General features: G+C 61.5%; 18 protein-coding genes and 2 tRNA genes. 7 read left to right on the top strand and 13 right to left on the bottom strand.

The window, feature by feature from the left end:
- The first annotated feature begins 90 nt into the window (after nucleotides 1-90).
- The 4 genes from ABH924_RS10805 (at nucleotide 91) to ABH924_RS10790 (ending at nucleotide 1,462) form a co-directional block, all read left to right on the top strand.
- A tRNA-Ile gene (locus ABH924_RS10805) sits at nucleotides 91-164 on the top strand.
- A gap of 57 nt (nucleotides 165-221) precedes the next feature.
- Nucleotides 222-338, top strand: a complete 117-nt coding sequence (locus tag ABH924_RS10800; RefSeq protein WP_234752975.1) for a DLW-39 family protein — start codon at nucleotides 222-224, stop codon at nucleotides 336-338.
- A 72-nt stretch (nucleotides 339-410) separates the two neighbouring features.
- Nucleotides 411-486 (top strand) — tRNA-Ala (locus ABH924_RS10795).
- 67 nt (nucleotides 487-553) lie between these two features.
- Complete coding sequence (locus tag ABH924_RS10790) at nucleotides 554-1,462, top strand: DMT family transporter (RefSeq protein WP_404498698.1); 909 nt, start codon at nucleotides 554-556, stop codon at nucleotides 1,460-1,462.
- Nucleotides 1,463-1,477: 15 nt separating this feature from the next.
- Here ABH924_RS10790 and ABH924_RS10785 read toward each other — a convergent pair whose 3' ends face one another.
- On the bottom strand, nucleotides 1,478-2,362 hold the full coding sequence (locus ABH924_RS10785; protein ID WP_234752978.1) for a glycosyltransferase family 2 protein: 885 nt from the start codon (nucleotides 2,360-2,362) through the stop codon (nucleotides 1,478-1,480).
- A 122-nt stretch (nucleotides 2,363-2,484) separates the two neighbouring features.
- Nucleotides 2,485-3,465, bottom strand: a complete 981-nt coding sequence (locus tag ABH924_RS10780) for a hypothetical protein (protein WP_404498696.1) — start codon at nucleotides 3,463-3,465, stop codon at nucleotides 2,485-2,487.
- Between the two features lie 153 nt (nucleotides 3,466-3,618).
- Between ABH924_RS10780 and ABH924_RS10775 the strand changes: the two genes are divergently transcribed.
- A complete protein-coding gene (locus ABH924_RS10775; RefSeq protein ID WP_234752982.1) occupies nucleotides 3,619-4,161 on the top strand; it encodes a peptidylprolyl isomerase in 543 nt (180 codons plus the stop codon).
- Between the two features lie 21 nt (nucleotides 4,162-4,182).
- On the top strand, nucleotides 4,183-5,052 hold the full coding sequence (locus ABH924_RS10770) for a rhomboid family intramembrane serine protease (RefSeq protein ID WP_234752983.1): 870 nt from the start codon (nucleotides 4,183-4,185) through the stop codon (nucleotides 5,050-5,052).
- 15 nt (nucleotides 5,053-5,067) lie between these two features.
- On the opposite strand, the gene ABH924_RS10765 is transcribed toward ABH924_RS10770, so the two are convergent.
- The 3 genes from ABH924_RS10765 to ABH924_RS10755 form a co-directional block, all read right to left on the bottom strand.
- Nucleotides 5,068-5,538, bottom strand: coding sequence for an SRPBCC family protein (locus ABH924_RS10765; RefSeq protein WP_234752984.1), 471 nt, complete (start codon nucleotides 5,536-5,538; stop codon nucleotides 5,068-5,070).
- A complete protein-coding gene (locus ABH924_RS10760) occupies nucleotides 5,513-5,917 on the bottom strand; it encodes a metalloregulator ArsR/SmtB family transcription factor (protein WP_344789090.1) in 405 nt (134 codons plus the stop codon). Before ABH924_RS10760 ends, ABH924_RS10765 begins: the two co-directional genes overlap by 26 nt.
- Before the next feature lie 527 nt (nucleotides 5,918-6,444).
- Nucleotides 6,445-6,876, bottom strand: coding sequence for an FGGY-family carbohydrate kinase (locus ABH924_RS10755; RefSeq protein ID WP_404498693.1), 432 nt, complete (start codon nucleotides 6,874-6,876; stop codon nucleotides 6,445-6,447).
- Between the two features lie 71 nt (nucleotides 6,877-6,947).
- Between ABH924_RS10755 and ABH924_RS10750 the strand changes: the two genes are divergently transcribed.
- The gene (locus ABH924_RS10750) at nucleotides 6,948-7,091 is read left to right on the top strand and encodes an SDR family oxidoreductase (RefSeq protein WP_234752987.1); all 144 of its coding nucleotides are present in this window, start codon (nucleotides 6,948-6,950) and stop codon (nucleotides 7,089-7,091) included.
- Between the two features lie 46 nt (nucleotides 7,092-7,137).
- Here ABH924_RS10750 and ABH924_RS10745 read toward each other — a convergent pair whose 3' ends face one another.
- The 8 genes from ABH924_RS10745 to ABH924_RS10710 all read right to left on the bottom strand — a co-directional run bounded on the left by ABH924_RS10745 (nucleotide 7,138) and on the right by ABH924_RS10710 (nucleotide 13,351).
- Complete coding sequence (locus tag ABH924_RS10745; RefSeq protein WP_234752988.1) at nucleotides 7,138-8,493, bottom strand: FtsW/RodA/SpoVE family cell cycle protein; 1,356 nt, start codon at nucleotides 8,491-8,493, stop codon at nucleotides 7,138-7,140.
- A 141-nt stretch (nucleotides 8,494-8,634) separates the two neighbouring features.
- Nucleotides 8,635-9,699 (bottom strand): cation diffusion facilitator family transporter, encoded by a 1,065-nt coding sequence (locus tag ABH924_RS10740; RefSeq protein ID WP_404498690.1) that lies wholly within the window; start codon nucleotides 9,697-9,699, stop codon nucleotides 8,635-8,637.
- The gene (locus ABH924_RS10735; protein ID WP_234752990.1) at nucleotides 9,696-10,058 is read right to left on the bottom strand and encodes a metalloregulator ArsR/SmtB family transcription factor; all 363 of its coding nucleotides are present in this window, start codon (nucleotides 10,056-10,058) and stop codon (nucleotides 9,696-9,698) included. The genes ABH924_RS10740 and ABH924_RS10735 overlap by 4 nt, the downstream gene beginning before the upstream one ends.
- Before the next feature lie 309 nt (nucleotides 10,059-10,367).
- Nucleotides 10,368-10,970 carry a DNA-3-methyladenine glycosylase I gene (locus ABH924_RS10730; RefSeq protein ID WP_234752991.1) on the bottom strand — a complete coding sequence of 201 codons (603 nt, stop codon included), beginning with the start codon at nucleotides 10,968-10,970 and terminating at the stop codon, nucleotides 10,368-10,370.
- A gap of 56 nt (nucleotides 10,971-11,026) precedes the next feature.
- Nucleotides 11,027-11,722 (bottom strand): alpha-ketoglutarate-dependent dioxygenase AlkB family protein, encoded by a 696-nt coding sequence (locus ABH924_RS10725; RefSeq protein WP_404498687.1) that lies wholly within the window; start codon nucleotides 11,720-11,722, stop codon nucleotides 11,027-11,029.
- Nucleotides 11,719-12,339, bottom strand: a complete 621-nt coding sequence (locus tag ABH924_RS10720; protein ID WP_404498685.1) for a methylated-DNA--[protein]-cysteine S-methyltransferase — start codon at nucleotides 12,337-12,339, stop codon at nucleotides 11,719-11,721. Before ABH924_RS10720 ends, ABH924_RS10725 begins: the two co-directional genes overlap by 4 nt.
- Nucleotides 12,336-12,842, bottom strand: a complete 507-nt coding sequence (locus ABH924_RS10715) for an RNA polymerase sigma factor (RefSeq protein WP_404498683.1) — start codon at nucleotides 12,840-12,842, stop codon at nucleotides 12,336-12,338. The genes ABH924_RS10720 and ABH924_RS10715 overlap by 4 nt, the downstream gene beginning before the upstream one ends.
- Nucleotides 12,842-13,351 (bottom strand): methylated-DNA--[protein]-cysteine S-methyltransferase, encoded by a 510-nt coding sequence (locus ABH924_RS10710; RefSeq protein WP_404498681.1) that lies wholly within the window; start codon nucleotides 13,349-13,351, stop codon nucleotides 12,842-12,844. Before ABH924_RS10710 ends, ABH924_RS10715 begins: the two co-directional genes overlap by 1 nt.
- Nucleotides 13,352-13,389 lie beyond the last annotated feature (38 nt).

Raw genomic sequence — 13,389 nt, 5'->3', positions numbered from 1 at the left:
AAACTGCTGGAAAACAGTGGTGAAAATACCTCGATTTGAGATCGGGCCGGGATGTGCTGTAAAGTCATGTCTCGGCCCGAAGAGGTATCGGGGCGTATAGCTCAGGCGGTTAGAGCGCTTCGCTGATAACGAAGAGGTCCCAGGTTCAAGTCCTGGTACGCCCACGGAACCTGCACAGGTTTTGCTAAAGGTTCAGGAAACTGAACCGGAACGGGGTGCATGTGAAGAAGTTGCTCGTAGTTGCAGCTGCGATCGCAGGCGTCCTGCTCTACAGGAAAGTGCAGGAATCCGAAGCCCGGAAGACAGTCTGGAGCAAGGCAACCGACACGGTTGACTAGCAAAGACGCCCGGTCTGGAGATGGTGCAAACCATCGAAGGAACTAGGGTATTATGGACGGGTTGCTTCTTATGGGGGCATGGCGCAATTGGTAGCGCACCTGCTTTGCAAGCAGGGGGTTCGGGGTTCGAGTCCCCGTGCCTCCACCATAAGAAAGAGTCCCGGTCAGAAATGACCGGGACTCTTTGCGTTAAGCCGCCCCACTAAGGTTGAAATGTGAACTTCATTGTTGCTGCTTTGGGTGTGCTCGGCGTCGCATCATCCGGACCCCTCATCGCCGGAACGCTTGGAGCTACCTCCGTCACGGCACTGGCTATCGCCTTCTGGCGCAACGCAATCGCCGCCGTCGTCATGGCCTCGCCGGTCCTGATCCGCGAGCCGCGCCAGTTCCGCAAGATCACCCGCAACGAGTTCACTTGGTCCGCTGTCGCAGCAGTGGCGCTGGCCTTCCACTTCGCTTGCTTCATCACCGCGCTCCAGCTCACGTCGGTCGCGGCCGCTACCGCCCTGGTGTGCCTGCAATCGGCGTGGATCGCCGTTTTCCAGCTTCTCCGCGGCATCAGGCACCGTTGGCCGGTTCTGGTTGGCCTGGGTATCGCGCTGGGCGGCGTCGCGGCCATTACGGGCTTCGATATGGGAACTTCCCCTAAAGCCCTCATTGGTGACATCCTGGCCCTCGCCGGAGGTGCCCTGGCCGGCCTGTATACCTTGGCCGGAGGCAAAGCCCGCCAGAGCATGGGCATTGGAACGTACACGACGCTTTGCTACGGGATCTGCGCGGCCATCGTCGCCGTGCTGGCCCTCACGGGCGGCCAGCCGCTTGTAGGGTTCGACGCCGGCGGCTGGCTGGGGATCGTGGCCATCACCGTGTGCGCGCAACTAGTCGGGCACACCGCGTTCAACCATCTCCTGGCGACCATGAGCCCGCTGCTGGTGTCCATGATCATCCTGTTGGAGATTCCGGGCGCAGCCCTTCTCGCTGCGGTCTTCCTGCACGAAACCTTGCCGGCCGGTACCTACGGGGGACTCGCCTTGATCCTGGTTGGACTCGCCGTCGTCGTCGCTGGTCAGCGGCGGGGCAAGGGCGACGCTGAGGGCAAGATCGCCGGGCTCGGTGCTGACTGAGCTGTATTCGCGCGGCTACAGGCCGCCGCGGCGGACGCCTTGGCCGGCATTGGCCGTGTGGATGGCCCGGAGAAGCTTGGCCGGGAAGTAGACGGAGAAGAACACCACCATGGGGGCCTTCAGGGCCATCTTCTTGACGTTGTGGGCCTTGTAGGTGCGGTCGAAGCGGGTCACGTAATAGCGGTAGTCGCGCGGTGAATCCTCGAGCCTGCGGGCAGACATGCCCGAAACCATCTGCGGCCAGTACTGCACCCTGAGATCGTGGTCGGCAAGATGCAGGGAAAGATCGATGTCCTCATGCATCTCGTCCTTTTCATCCAGGCAGGTTTCGTCGCGGACGGTTTCCCAGGCGGAACGGCGAAGGGCCATGTTGGATCCAAAAAGGAAGTGGTACTGGTGCTTCGCAAGCCGAAGCATGAGCTGGCGCATTTTGTCGTCGGCTTTCAGTCCGAATCGACGCATGGGCATGTCGTAGTAGACCACGGGTCCCGTGGCCGCCTGCACCGAGGGATCGGCGAAGGCCTTTTGCACCTGCTCAACCCAATCAGGTTCCACAACCGAGTCGGCATCGATCCGGCCGAGGATATCCGACGTGGCGCTATTGAGGCCAAAGTTGCGTGTGGGGATGAGTCCCTGCGCCTTGTCCTGGCTCAGCAGGATGATGGGGCTCTCCGGGTATTCCTGCTGCATCTGCTGGACAATCTGCGCAGTGCGGTCCGAGGACCTGTTGTCCACGACGATGATCTCGTCCGCAGGTACTGACTGGTAAATGGCCGCGATCAGGCATTGCCGTATGACGCTTTCCTCGTTGTACGCCGGGATGATGATTGAAACGCTCGGCTTCACGGGTGCGACGGCTGCGTTGGTGGCTGCATCTACGAAAGATCTATCGGCTGGCATCCCCATAAATCTAACATCAGGGCGGTAATCCTAGAGGAAGCCTTCGGTGACAAGTGGCCAAACAATTGAAGGGACCCCGGCGAACCGGAATCCCTTCAACGCGGAGCGAAGATGGCCTTCGTCTAGGCCTCGTGTTTGCCGGCTTCGTCCGTGGCTGCCTGCTCCTTGGCCCCTTCGTCCTTGTGGAGGCTGGCGGCGATGTTCTTTACGGCGGTCTTGGCGTCGGTTGCCACCTTGGCTGCGGTGTCCGTAGCGTCCTCGACAACGTGCTTTGCCTTCTCGGCTACGGTTTCGGCTTTATCAGCTACGTTGAGTTTCACGTCGTCAACCGTGTCAGCTACCTTGGTGGCGGCCTCGTTGGCCTTGTCAGCGACTTTCTCGGCTGCCGCTGCGGCCGGGACAGGTGATGGCGTAACCGGAACCGGAGTCTTCCACGGGTCCTCCACCGGGCGGCTGGCCTTCCACGCGGCGACGCCGGCCGCAGCTGCTGCTGCCACAATCGTGAAGATCAGGAAGCCCCGCTTTTTGGGCTTCCGGGTCCTGGCGAGTTCTTTAGAGACTGTTTTGGATGCTTCCCCGGCCGCGGCTTTCAGCTGGGCCCCTGTCGCTTGTGCTTGCTCCTGCAGATTGTGAACCACTCCCGAGTCCACCAGCTTCTGGGCGACGGCGTCCACGTGCGCGGGTGCATTCTCAAGGGCTTGGTGGACGACCACCGAGGCTTGCCCGAGCTGCTCTGAGAGCTTGGGCAGGTACTCCTCAACAACTTTGTCCCGGGCGTGGCTGAGCGCCGGAGTGGCTTTGTTAAGGGCTTCCTGGATCTTGGGGGAGGCGTCCTCGACGACGTCGTGGATCTTCGGTGCGAGGTTCGCCAGGCCTTCCTGGAGCTTCGGCGTGACGGTTGCAACGCCGTCGGCGAGGTTGTACGCCGCCGACTTCAGGCCTTCCTGAAGCTTCGGCGAGGCGGTGTCGATTCCGTGCTGGATGCGGGGAACCGCCCAGTTCACAGCTGCTTCGACGCGCGGTGTCGCCCAGTCCTTGGCATTTTCGACGCCACTCACAACGGTGTGTTCAAGTTCGCGGGCAATCCGGTCCGATTTCTTCACAACTACCTCCCGATCAACATGCTCGTTTGTTGTTAGCCTACGTCGCTTGTTCGGCACCGGCTATTCATCCAGCGGATTCATGGAAGATTTCACCGAGCGCGGAACCGCCTTCCTGGCCGCCTCGGCGTTGACCCTGCGTGAAACAATGGCGATATGACCATCGCAACCGCAAAAGCAACTTTCCACACGAGCCTCGGTGACATCGTGGTTGACCTCTTCGGCAACCACGCGCCCAAGACGGTCGCCAACTTCGTTGGCCTGGCCACAGGAGAAAAGTCCTGGACGCACCCGGAGACCGGTGAAGACAAGACCGGTACCCCGCTGTACGACGGCACCATTTTCCACCGCATCATCAAAGACTTCATGATCCAGGGCGGCGATCCCCTTGGTCGCGGCATCGGCGGACCGGGCTACAAGTTCGACGACGAGATCCACCCGGAACTCAACTTCAACGCCCCTTACAAGCTGGCCATGGCCAACGCCGGCGTCCAGATGGGCAAGGGCACCAACGGTTCCCAGTTCTTCATCACCACGGTCAACACCGACTGGCTTTTCGGCAAGCACTCCATCTTCGGTGAGGTTGCAGACGAAGAGTCCAAGAAGGTTGTAGACGCCATCGAGGCTGTCCGCACGGGTATGGGCGACCGCCCTGTTGAAGACGTCGTCATCAACAGCATTGACATCGTCCAGCTCTGATCCCCGGAACCTGAGCAGCATATGAGTTACGGAATCCCGGCGGCAGAGCCGTCAGCTGACATTCCGGTGTGCCCCAGGCACCCGGACAGGCCCTCCTATGTGCGGTGCCAGCGTTGCGGGCGTCCTGCATGCCCCGAGTGCCAGCGGGCGGCCGCCGTCGGGTTCCAATGCATTGACTGCGTCAATGAAATGAAGCGTTCGACGCCGGCAGTGCGTTCCGCCTATGGCGGCGCCGTTGCGACCGGACGTCCTTTGGCGACGTACCTGCTTATCGGGCTGTGCGCCCTGGTGTACGTGCTGCAATGGCTGATTCCCGGTGATGTCGTGGAGGGTCAGCTTGCCTTCGCGTCCGCCTATGCCTCCCCCCAATACGGGGCCTTCGAGCCATGGCGGATGCTGACGAGCGCTTTTGTCCACTCACAGGGCTTTGTCCTGCACATCGTGCTCAATATGTACATGCTCTGGATCTTCGGCCAGGTGCTGGAGCCCGTTCTCGGACGCATCCGCTTCCTCGCCGTCTACCTCCTGTCCGCCATTGGCGGCTCTGTCGGTTTCCTGCTGCTGACGCCTGTCTTCCCTGTAACCGCTGTTGAAGGTGCGTCAGGTGCGATCTTCGGTCTCTTTGGCGCACTGTTGGTGATCCAAAGCCGGCGCGGCGGAGACACCCGGCAGCTGTGGATCCTTATCGTCATCAACGGCGTGATTGGCTTTGTTGTCCCGGGAATCGCCTGGCAGGCCCACTTGGGCGGCCTTATCACGGGAGGCCTGTGTGCCGCCGTGATTGCCTTTGCTCCGCGTGGACCCCGCCAGGCGCTGTTGCAGACTGCCGGGATGGCCCTGGTGGCCGGAATCCTGGTCCTGGCCACCGTCCTTCGGGCCACTGCGGGCTAACAATTCCTTAGCTTTTTACGCTAGGAGTTCCTCTAAGCGGTCCATCGACTCTTTGATGCCCGAATCCATGCCGCTGGCTACTGCCATGTCACGGGCCTCCACCGAGGGAAACACGGAATGCTGCACCACGCGTGTGCGGCCTCCGAGGTCTTCAAACCTGGTGGTGTCCAACGTGACTTGCCCCGGGGCGCCGTCGAACTCGAAGGTCTGGATGATCCGGAATGGCTCCTGGACCTCGTGGAAGACCCCGCGGAAACCGAACTCATTGCCCTGGCCGTCCAAATGTGTGTAGCGGTAGCTGCCGCCCGTGTGCGCGTCGTAGGACTCGAGGCGCATTTCCAGGCGACGCGGACCCAACCATTTGACGACGAGTTCGGGATCCGTGAAAGCCTGGAATACGCGCTCCGGTGCGGCGTCGAAGTCGCGGCTCGTGTCGATGAACGGCGTGCCCGCCGCGACGTCAATGGTTGTTGTGTTGGTGCTCATTGTTCTTCTCCTTTTCCGGATTGTCCTGATGGGCTGTTCTGGCCAATAGTTCGTCCAACCGGGCGAAACGCTCCTCGGCCTGAAGGCGGTAGTTCTCGATCCACTCGGCCAAGGGGCCCAGCGCCGTCGTGTTCAAGTGGCAGGGACGGCGCTGCGCTTCCCTGCTCCTCGTGATGAGCCCTGCGCCCTCGAGCACTTGAAGATGCTTGGAGATGGCTTGGAGGGTAACGGTGAAGGGCTGGGCGATCTCATTGACGGTGGCATCGCCCAAGGCCAACCGCGCCAGGATCTTGCGGCGGACAGGATCGGCGAGGGCCATGAACGCCCGGTTGAGCTGGTCTTCCGGATCCAGCACTGCTGTACCCATTGTGTCCGGCATACGTCTCCCCTGCCCGGCTCCAGGCTCAAGTGTTTCGGATTTCCGAGTCTTCCGCAGTACTCAAGCAAGTGGTTTATCAACTAATTCATTGAATAAAACCAGCCTAAAACTGTGCACTGAGTCCGTCAAGACCCCTTGGATATGTTTTCCACAGGGGTTATCCACAATGTGCGTAACTTACAAGGGTGTAGTTCGATGATGAATGGACTCTGTGGAGCGAGATGGCAGGGGCTGCGCTTTTCTCTGGGGATTAACGTCCACACCTGTGGATAACTTTTGCTCACACGCCTGTGGGTATGTGGATAAGGAGTGCGTTTTCCGGGTGCGTGTGGACAACCTCACCCTTGGCAGCCGCAAGAGCGCAATATCAACAGAGTTATCAACATTGTTAATAACTCACAAGACTGTAGTTCGGCGTCCTTGCTGCCCCTTGAGGCCCGCCGTTCTGGGAGTTTTCCACGTTGTGGGCACAGTTTTTCCCCAACTGTGGATAACTTGTGGGTAGCTGCCTGTTGTTAAGTGTGTAACTACGGTGCGACGGCCAGGATGGGCTCGCTATGTAAGTTCAGCGCCGTTGCTGCTTGGCGTGCGGCTCCCAGTGCGGCATATTCCCGGGATTCCGGCCATGCCACGGCGCGTCCCGTGAGGTCGGCTACTGCTTGGCGAAGCGCCGCAGACCGCGATCCGCCGCCCACCAGAGTGACCCTTTCAATCTCAAGGCCGGCCCGGGACAAATCATCGATGGCATCAGCGATCGCGCATGCCAAGCCGAGTATGGCGGCGCGCCCGAGGTTTTGGGGCGTCATCGAGAACCTCGTGAGACCGATCAGTGCTCCCTGGGACGCGGGCAATAGCGGGGTACGTTCCCCGTCCAGGTATGGGAGGAAGCAGAGCCCTTGGGCGTCAGGCGGCCCTTGGGACGCAAGTTCGTCGAGCTCGCCGAGGCTGAGGCGCAGCATATGGGCCGCTGAGTTGAGGATTCGGGCGCCGTTGAGAGTGGCAACTATAGGTAGCTGGGCACCGATAGCTGATGGCCGAAAGCCGCGACATTCCCGTTGGCCGCTTCGCCCAGCCGGAAGAAGTGGCGTCGCTCATCGCCTACCTTTGCGGTGACACGGCCGCTATGATCACCGGTACGAACGTCCTGATCGACGGCGGGTTTACGACCGTCTGAGTGCCCTGGATTGGTGGCTCGGAAACCGGAACAGCGCCCGGGATCGTCAGACCGGAACGTGTTCGGTCTGCGAAGCAACTGTTTGGGGCCTGCGGGCTGCGTCACTGATCCGCAACAGCAGGGCGACGATGATCCAGTTGGCAAGGAGGGAGGATCCGCCCGCGGAGAGGAACGGCGTCGTCAGCCCAGTGAGGGGAATAAGGCGGGTGACGCCGCCGATAATGATGAAGCACTGAAGGGCCATGGAGAAGGCCAGCCCGCAGGCAAGGAGCTTCCCAAAGGCATCCCGGATGCCCAGGGCGGCCCGGAATCCCCTGGTGAAAAGCAGCAAATAGAGGAGAACGATCGCGAACAGCCCGATCAGGCCGAGTTCTTCACCGAGGGAAGCGATGATCATGTCGCTGTTCGCGAAAGGCACCAGGTCTGGGCTTCCTAGCCCCAGGCCCTTGCCGATCAGGCCGCCGTCGGCCATTCCGAAGAGGCCCTGGACGATCTGGGCGCTGCCTCCGGGAAAGCGGGTGAAGACCTGGGGGTCGAAGGCATTGATCCAGGCGTCAATGCGCAAGCCGACATGGGAAAAGATCTTTGCTGCGGCGTATCCGCCTAAAAGCATGAGCACGACGCCGAGGACGAGCCAGCTGGCCCGGCTCGTGGCAACGTAGATCATCACGATGAACAGGCCGAACAGCAGTATGGACATGCCGAGATCGTGCTGGAAGACCAATACGCCCACGCTCGCGGCCCAGGCGGTGATCATCGGCCCTGTGTCCTTGATCCTGGGGAACTGCAGGCGCCCGAATTTCCTGCCGGCCAGCAGGATCAAGTCCCGATTGGAGGACAAGTAGCCCGCGAAGAAGACGGCGAGTGTAATCTTCACGATCTCGCCAGGCTGGAACTGCAGGGAACCGAGGCGTATCCAGACATTCGCGCCGTTGATGTCTCCGGCGGAAATGCCCGGAATGAGGGGAAGGATGAGGAGGGCGGCGCTGACTGCGAGTGCGATGAAAGTGTACCGGCGTAAGAGCCGGTGGTCCTTCAAAAGCCATAGCACGGCGGCCGCGACCAGGACCGAGACGATCGTCCATGTGAGCTGATTAGTCCCGGCAGTAGTGCCGTTTGACGCGTCCAGGCGTCGGATCATGGCGATGCCGAGGCCGTTCAAAGCCACCACAATCGGGAGGATCACCGGATCCGCATACCTTGCCTTGAACCGCAGGACAACGTGGAAGATCCCGGCCAGCGCGGTCAAGGTACCGGCCTGAAGCCAGAATCCAACGTCAAGGGCCTCTTTCTTGTCCACGCTGGTCATTGCAAGGGCACCAATGCCTACGCCAAGTGCCAGCACCAACAGCACCATCTCCACGTTTCGGCGAGGCTTCGCCAGAATCGCTTGCTGGCTCATGGGCATCTTCTTTCGTGGATCCCGGACGGCCGGACGGGTCCGGTTCGGTGGCTCAAGATCGGGTCAGTGGCTCAACATAAGGTTCAGTGGGCCATCATAGCCGCAGCGGCTGGGCAGCGGTTGGGAACAGGATCCGGTCGATCAGCGGCCAGCTTCCGTAACGGCCTGTATCACCATGTCGTCGAGCTTAGGGAGCGCATGCTCAAGCCGATGCCTGGCCTCGCCGACAGTTTCTTCCACCGCTGACAGTGGCGCGTTGGCGACGACGATGGTGGTGGCGCCCTGCAGGCGATGGCCGACCCAACGCAGTTGCAGCTTCGGCACGAAGAGCACGCCCGGTGTCGTTTCCAACGCCGCCTGGGCGCCGTCGAGCAGTTCGGGTTCTATGCCGTCCATCAGGCGTCGTCCGATGCTGCGAACCGTGCCCCAGAGCAGGACGATGATGGCCGCCGAAATCAGCAGGCCGACAATCGGGTCCGCCAAAGGGAAACCGAGCAGCACACCGCCGGCGCCAAGCACCACCGCGAGGGACGTGAATCCGTCAATGCGCGCATGCACGCCGTCCGCGACGAGCGCAGCGGACCCGATCTGCCGGCCGACCCTGATCCTGTACACGGCCACAATTTCATTGCCCGCAAAGCCGATGAGTCCGGCCGCAAGGACCCACCACAGATTGTGCAGGGGTTGCGGATGGAACAGGCGATCGATGGATTGCCACGCGGCCACCACTGCCGAAAGCGCGACCACGCCGACAATGAACAGTCCGGCAAGGTCCTCCGCCCGGCCGTATCCATAGTTGTAGCGTCGAGTCGCCGCACGACGTCCCAGAATGAACGCAATCCACAGCGGCACTGCAGTGAGTGCGTCCGAGAAGTTGTGGATGGTGTCGGCCAGCAATGCGACGGAGCCGCTGATGAGGACCACCATGAACTGCAGGACGGTGGTGCCGAGGAGGATGAAAAGACTGATCTTCAGTGCCCGGACGCCCTGTGTACTGGACTCAAGGGCATCGTCGATTGAATCGGCGGCATCGTGGGTGTGCGGGACGAAAAGCTCATACAGCCACCCCTTGAGACCCTTGTGATGCTCGTGGGAGTGTCCGTCATGGTCATGGTCATGGTCATGGTCGTGGTCGTGGTCGTGGTCGTGGTCGTGGTCGTGCACGTGCACGTGGTGCTCGTGACCAACTTGCTGGTGACCGCTCATGCCGATTCCTGTTCTGCGCGGTGGTGTGCAGGGGTACCGCCCAAGGCGTGTTCTGCTTGGAATATTGCATCCGCGACCAGCTGGCGGGCATGCTCGTTCTCGAGACGGTACATGACCCTGGTTCCGTCCTGCCGCGTGGAAACCATTCTCGCCAAGCGCATTTTGGCAAGGTGCTGCGATACTGCCGCCGGGGATTTCCCAACGAGTTCCGCCAACGCTCCGACGGCCATTTCGCCGTTCCGGAGCGCGAGGACGATCCGGACCCTCGTGGCATCGGCGAGCATCGCGAACACTTCCACAGCCAATTCAACGTATTGGCTGTCGACCCCCAGTGCGCAGGCCTTCTTATCTGCATTCATACGCAGATTCTTTCACAGATCCGGGCCAAACACACATCGAGGACTCGGGATAGTGAACTGGAATTCGATCAGGCGCCACGATCAGTGGGGGCCTGAATGAAGTTCTCAATGCCCCGGGAGTGAACTCTCAGTGAACCCGCGGACACTATCCACAGCCTTGTGCACATTGGGTAAAACCACGGGTCCAGGGCGCGAGGTCCTGATTATCACCTGAATGTCGGGGATCCCGGCTTCATGTACGTGGATGTCCACATGAATTGTCCACAGCTGTGGATAAAGTTACGCACTTCTGTGGAAAGAGGGTTGGTATCAGAGCCAAACTCCGGAGCTGCCCCGACGATGGCTGTCAAGAAGATGGGTATCGATCATCCCGATCGCCTCCATCAGCGCGTACATGGTGGTGGGGCCCACGAAAGCGAAGCCCTTCTTCCTCAGGGCTTTGGACAGAGCAATCGACTCCGGCGATTGGGTAGCGACGTCGGCAAACGTACGCGGTTCCGGCGTCGACTCCGGTTGGAACGACCACACGAAGTCCACCAATCCGCCTTCGCTCCGCAATGCGATCGTGGCTTTGGCGTTGGTGATGGTTGCGCGGATCTTGAGGCGGTTGCGCACAATTCCCGAATCCTGCATCAGCCGTTCGACGTCCGCCTCCGTGAAAGCCGCGACGCTTTCAGGGTGGAAGTCCAGGAAAGCGGACCGGAACGCGTCGCGCTTGCGCAAGATGGTGGCCCAGGACAAGCCCGCTTGGAATCCCTCGAGGCTGATGCGCTCATACAAGCCCCGTTCGTCCCGTACAGGCATGCCCCACTCGTGGTCGTAGTACTCGCGCATGAGCGGGTCAACGGATGCCCAGGGCGGACGCGCAAGGCCGTCGTCGCCGATGATGGTGCCGTTCTCGGGCGGGTTCATAGGTGTTCCTCCACAGGGAGCCGGGCAGAAGCTGTTGTTGACATTGTGCCCCGGTGCTACGACATTCCAGTGACGCGCATGGTGATGTTGATCCGCCCCCTCGGCAGCCCGTAGCCTTCAGGAGCCGTTCCGGGGAGCACTTTGGTGATGCCGTGGTACGCAAAACGGGATGCGCCTCCGAAGACGAACAGGTCCCCTGAAGACAGTTCGACGTCGGTATACGGCTTGGTGCGCGTCTCCGTGTTTCCGAAGCGGAAGACGCAACTGTCTCCGATGCTGAGCGACACCACAGGGGCCCGGGACTTTTCGTCCCTGTCCTGGTGCATCCCCATCTTGGCGGCTTCGTCGTAGAAATTCACCAGCGCAGTGTCCGGCGTGTAGCCGGCGGCTTCGGTGGCGTCACCGTAGGCCTCGAACAGTGCTTTGCGGCCCAGCCGAACCATCCAGTCAGGAAAGTCGAGCACCCGCCGCCCATTGACGTCAAAGGCCTCGCGCGTGTACCTATAGGGCTGCCAGTGCCAGCCAAGGCACACTGTCCGGACGGACATCGGGTGCCCGCCCGGAAGGACGGCGGCGCGCAAGGGGACGGGACCGCGTGTCCACTCTTCGAAACGGGCCGCGATCCACTGCTGCTGCTCAAGGCTTAACCAGCCCGGAACATGCACCGCGCCGGGCGCGATCTCCCGTGGACCGGCGTCGGGCGCGTCCGGCAACTCAAGCGGAAACAGCGGTTCCGTCCACCCTGAGTTCATGCTGCCTCGAGAGACAACAAGGTTCGTTTGGCTTCCGTGCCGCCGAGGTAGTTGCCAAACGATCCATCGGATTTCACCACCCGGTGGCAAGGAACAATCACCGGCAGTGGGTTGGTGGCGCAAGCAGTGCCGACGGCGCGCACGGCTCGAGGGCTTCCAGCCGCCAAGGCCACTTGCGCGTAGCTTTCCGTGTGGCCGTAGGCGATCTGCGGCAAATGTTCCAGGACGCTGAGTCGGAACCCGCGCGAAAGGCTGAAATCCAGGGGCAGGTCGAACCGGTGCCGGGTCCCGGAAAAGTATTCGTCCAGTTCGCGGGCCGCGGGATCGAGGCGGCTCGTTGAGAAGAGGATCCGCGGACTGAGCTTTTCCGCGAGCAGCTGCAATACGGCGTCGTGGTTTTCCACTTCGAATGCCACGCGCACCATGCCGCGTTCCGTGGCCGCAAGCAGCAGTTTGCCTATCGGGGAATCCACCGTGCGGTAGGCAATATCGAGGGTGTGCTGCTCCGCGGCCGCCGTTGCGAGGCGGTCGTGGAGCCGCTGCATGACAGCCGGTTCCACGGAGTCGAGGGGTGCGAGGAGTTCGGAGACGTCCGGTTCGTGGTGGTCGATGGTCATCGGGTTTCTTCTTTCACGTAGCTCAAGGAGCTGTCGAGGAGAATGGTGCGCAGCGCCTTGACGCCGTCGGCTCCCGCGCGACGCGCGGCGTCGGGGGTCCCGCCGAGAAGCCCGGCGACGTCCTTGTAGGGGAGCCCGGCGAGGTAGTGGTAAGCCACCGCCTGGCGCTGCTTCGGCGGAAGCTGCCCGACGGCGTCCAGCACCTCCCGGTGACCGTCGCCGGGGATTCCGATTCCGGAAGGCCGCACAGGCAGTTCGTCCACGGGAAGCGGCTGGCGGCTCCTGGCGCGGACAATGTCGATGGATTTGCGGTGGGCGATGGTGACGAGCCAGGCCTGGACGTTGGCACCGGCCGGAAGTTCGGGGTAGGCGTTCAGGGCGGAGAGGAAAGTCTCGGACCAGCCGTCTTCCGCGTCGTGGGCCCCGAGAACCGCGCGGCACACGCGCAGGACCGTGGGTCCGTGCTCCCGGACGACCAGCTCGAACGGCTTCTTGGGCTCCATTAGAAGAGCTTGCTTTCCTTCGCCGCCGCTGGTTCTTCGAGTTCCAGGAGGAATCGCTTGTTATCGAGGCCGCCGGCGTATCCGGTGAGCTTCCCGTCGCGCCCCACAACCCGATGGCACGGGATGATGATACTCAGTGGATTGCGGCCAACTGCCGAGCCGACGGCCTGGGAAAGGTTGCGATCGCCCAGTTCGGTAGCCAGTTCTCCGTAGCTGACGGTTTCCCCGTACGGAATTTCTTTCAGTCTTGCCCAGACCCGCTGCTGGAACGGATTCCCTGAAGCTTTGAAAGGGACGTCGAACACCTTTCGCTCGCCAGCCAGGTATTCGCCGAGTTCAATGGCAGTTTGCTGGAACAAGGGATCCTCGGCGGTGACGGCTTCACCGAAGAATTCCGAAGGTGGCATATGCCAATGGCCCTCGAAGAAAATGCCCGTGAGAAGCTCCTCCCGGGCAGTCAGCGTGAGCCGGCCCAGCGGGGAATCAATGGTTGTGTGCCTGGTGGTCATGTCTAGTAGACGCTGCAGGCGGCCGAAATGTGAGGTCG

Origin of the sequence: Arthrobacter sp. GAS37 (assembly GCF_044908325.1) — a bacterium.
Taxonomy (GTDB): domain Bacteria; phylum Actinomycetota; class Actinomycetes; order Actinomycetales; family Micrococcaceae; genus Arthrobacter; species Arthrobacter ramosus.
Note: the sequence above shows the minus strand (reverse complement) of the source record. Positions and strands in the feature narration are given on the sequence as shown.

Excerpts from the sequence above, each read along its gene's own strand:
- ABH924_RS10785 (WP_234752978.1), bottom strand. The coding sequence starts at position 2,362 with ATGCCAGCCGATAGATCTTTCGTAGATGCAGCCACCAACGCAGCCGTC.
- ABH924_RS10730 (WP_234752991.1), bottom strand. The coding sequence starts at position 10,970 with ATGAACCCGCCCGAGAACGGCACCATCATCGGCGACGACGGCCTTGCG.
- ABH924_RS10755 (WP_404498693.1), bottom strand. The coding sequence starts at position 6,876 with ATGCTGCGCCTCAGCCTCGGCGAGCTCGACGAACTTGCGTCCCAAGGG.
- ABH924_RS10740 (WP_404498690.1), bottom strand. The coding sequence starts at position 9,699 with ATGAGCGGTCACCAGCAAGTTGGTCACGAGCACCACGTGCACGTGCAC.
- ABH924_RS10715 (WP_404498683.1), bottom strand. The coding sequence starts at position 12,842 with ATGGAGCCCAAGAAGCCGTTCGAGCTGGTCGTCCGGGAGCACGGACCC.
- ABH924_RS10725 (WP_404498687.1), bottom strand. The coding sequence starts at position 11,722 with ATGAACTCAGGGTGGACGGAACCGCTGTTTCCGCTTGAGTTGCCGGAC.
- ABH924_RS10735 (WP_234752990.1), bottom strand. The coding sequence starts at position 10,058 with ATGAATGCAGATAAGAAGGCCTGCGCACTGGGGGTCGACAGCCAATAC.
- ABH924_RS10770 (WP_234752983.1), top strand. The coding sequence starts at position 4,183 with ATGAGTTACGGAATCCCGGCGGCAGAGCCGTCAGCTGACATTCCGGTG.
- ABH924_RS10760 (WP_344789090.1), bottom strand. The coding sequence starts at position 5,917 with ATGCCGGACACAATGGGTACAGCAGTGCTGGATCCGGAAGACCAGCTC.
- ABH924_RS10750 (WP_234752987.1), top strand. The coding sequence starts at position 6,948 with ATGGCCGAAAGCCGCGACATTCCCGTTGGCCGCTTCGCCCAGCCGGAA.
- ABH924_RS10710 (WP_404498681.1), bottom strand. The coding sequence starts at position 13,351 with ATGACCACCAGGCACACAACCATTGATTCCCCGCTGGGCCGGCTCACG.
- ABH924_RS10775 (WP_234752982.1), top strand. The coding sequence starts at position 3,619 with ATGACCATCGCAACCGCAAAAGCAACTTTCCACACGAGCCTCGGTGAC.
- ABH924_RS10720 (WP_404498685.1), bottom strand. The coding sequence starts at position 12,339 with ATGACCATCGACCACCACGAACCGGACGTCTCCGAACTCCTCGCACCC.
- ABH924_RS10765 (WP_234752984.1), bottom strand. The coding sequence starts at position 5,538 with ATGAGCACCAACACAACAACCATTGACGTCGCGGCGGGCACGCCGTTC.
- ABH924_RS10745 (WP_234752988.1), bottom strand. The coding sequence starts at position 8,493 with ATGAGCCAGCAAGCGATTCTGGCGAAGCCTCGCCGAAACGTGGAGATG.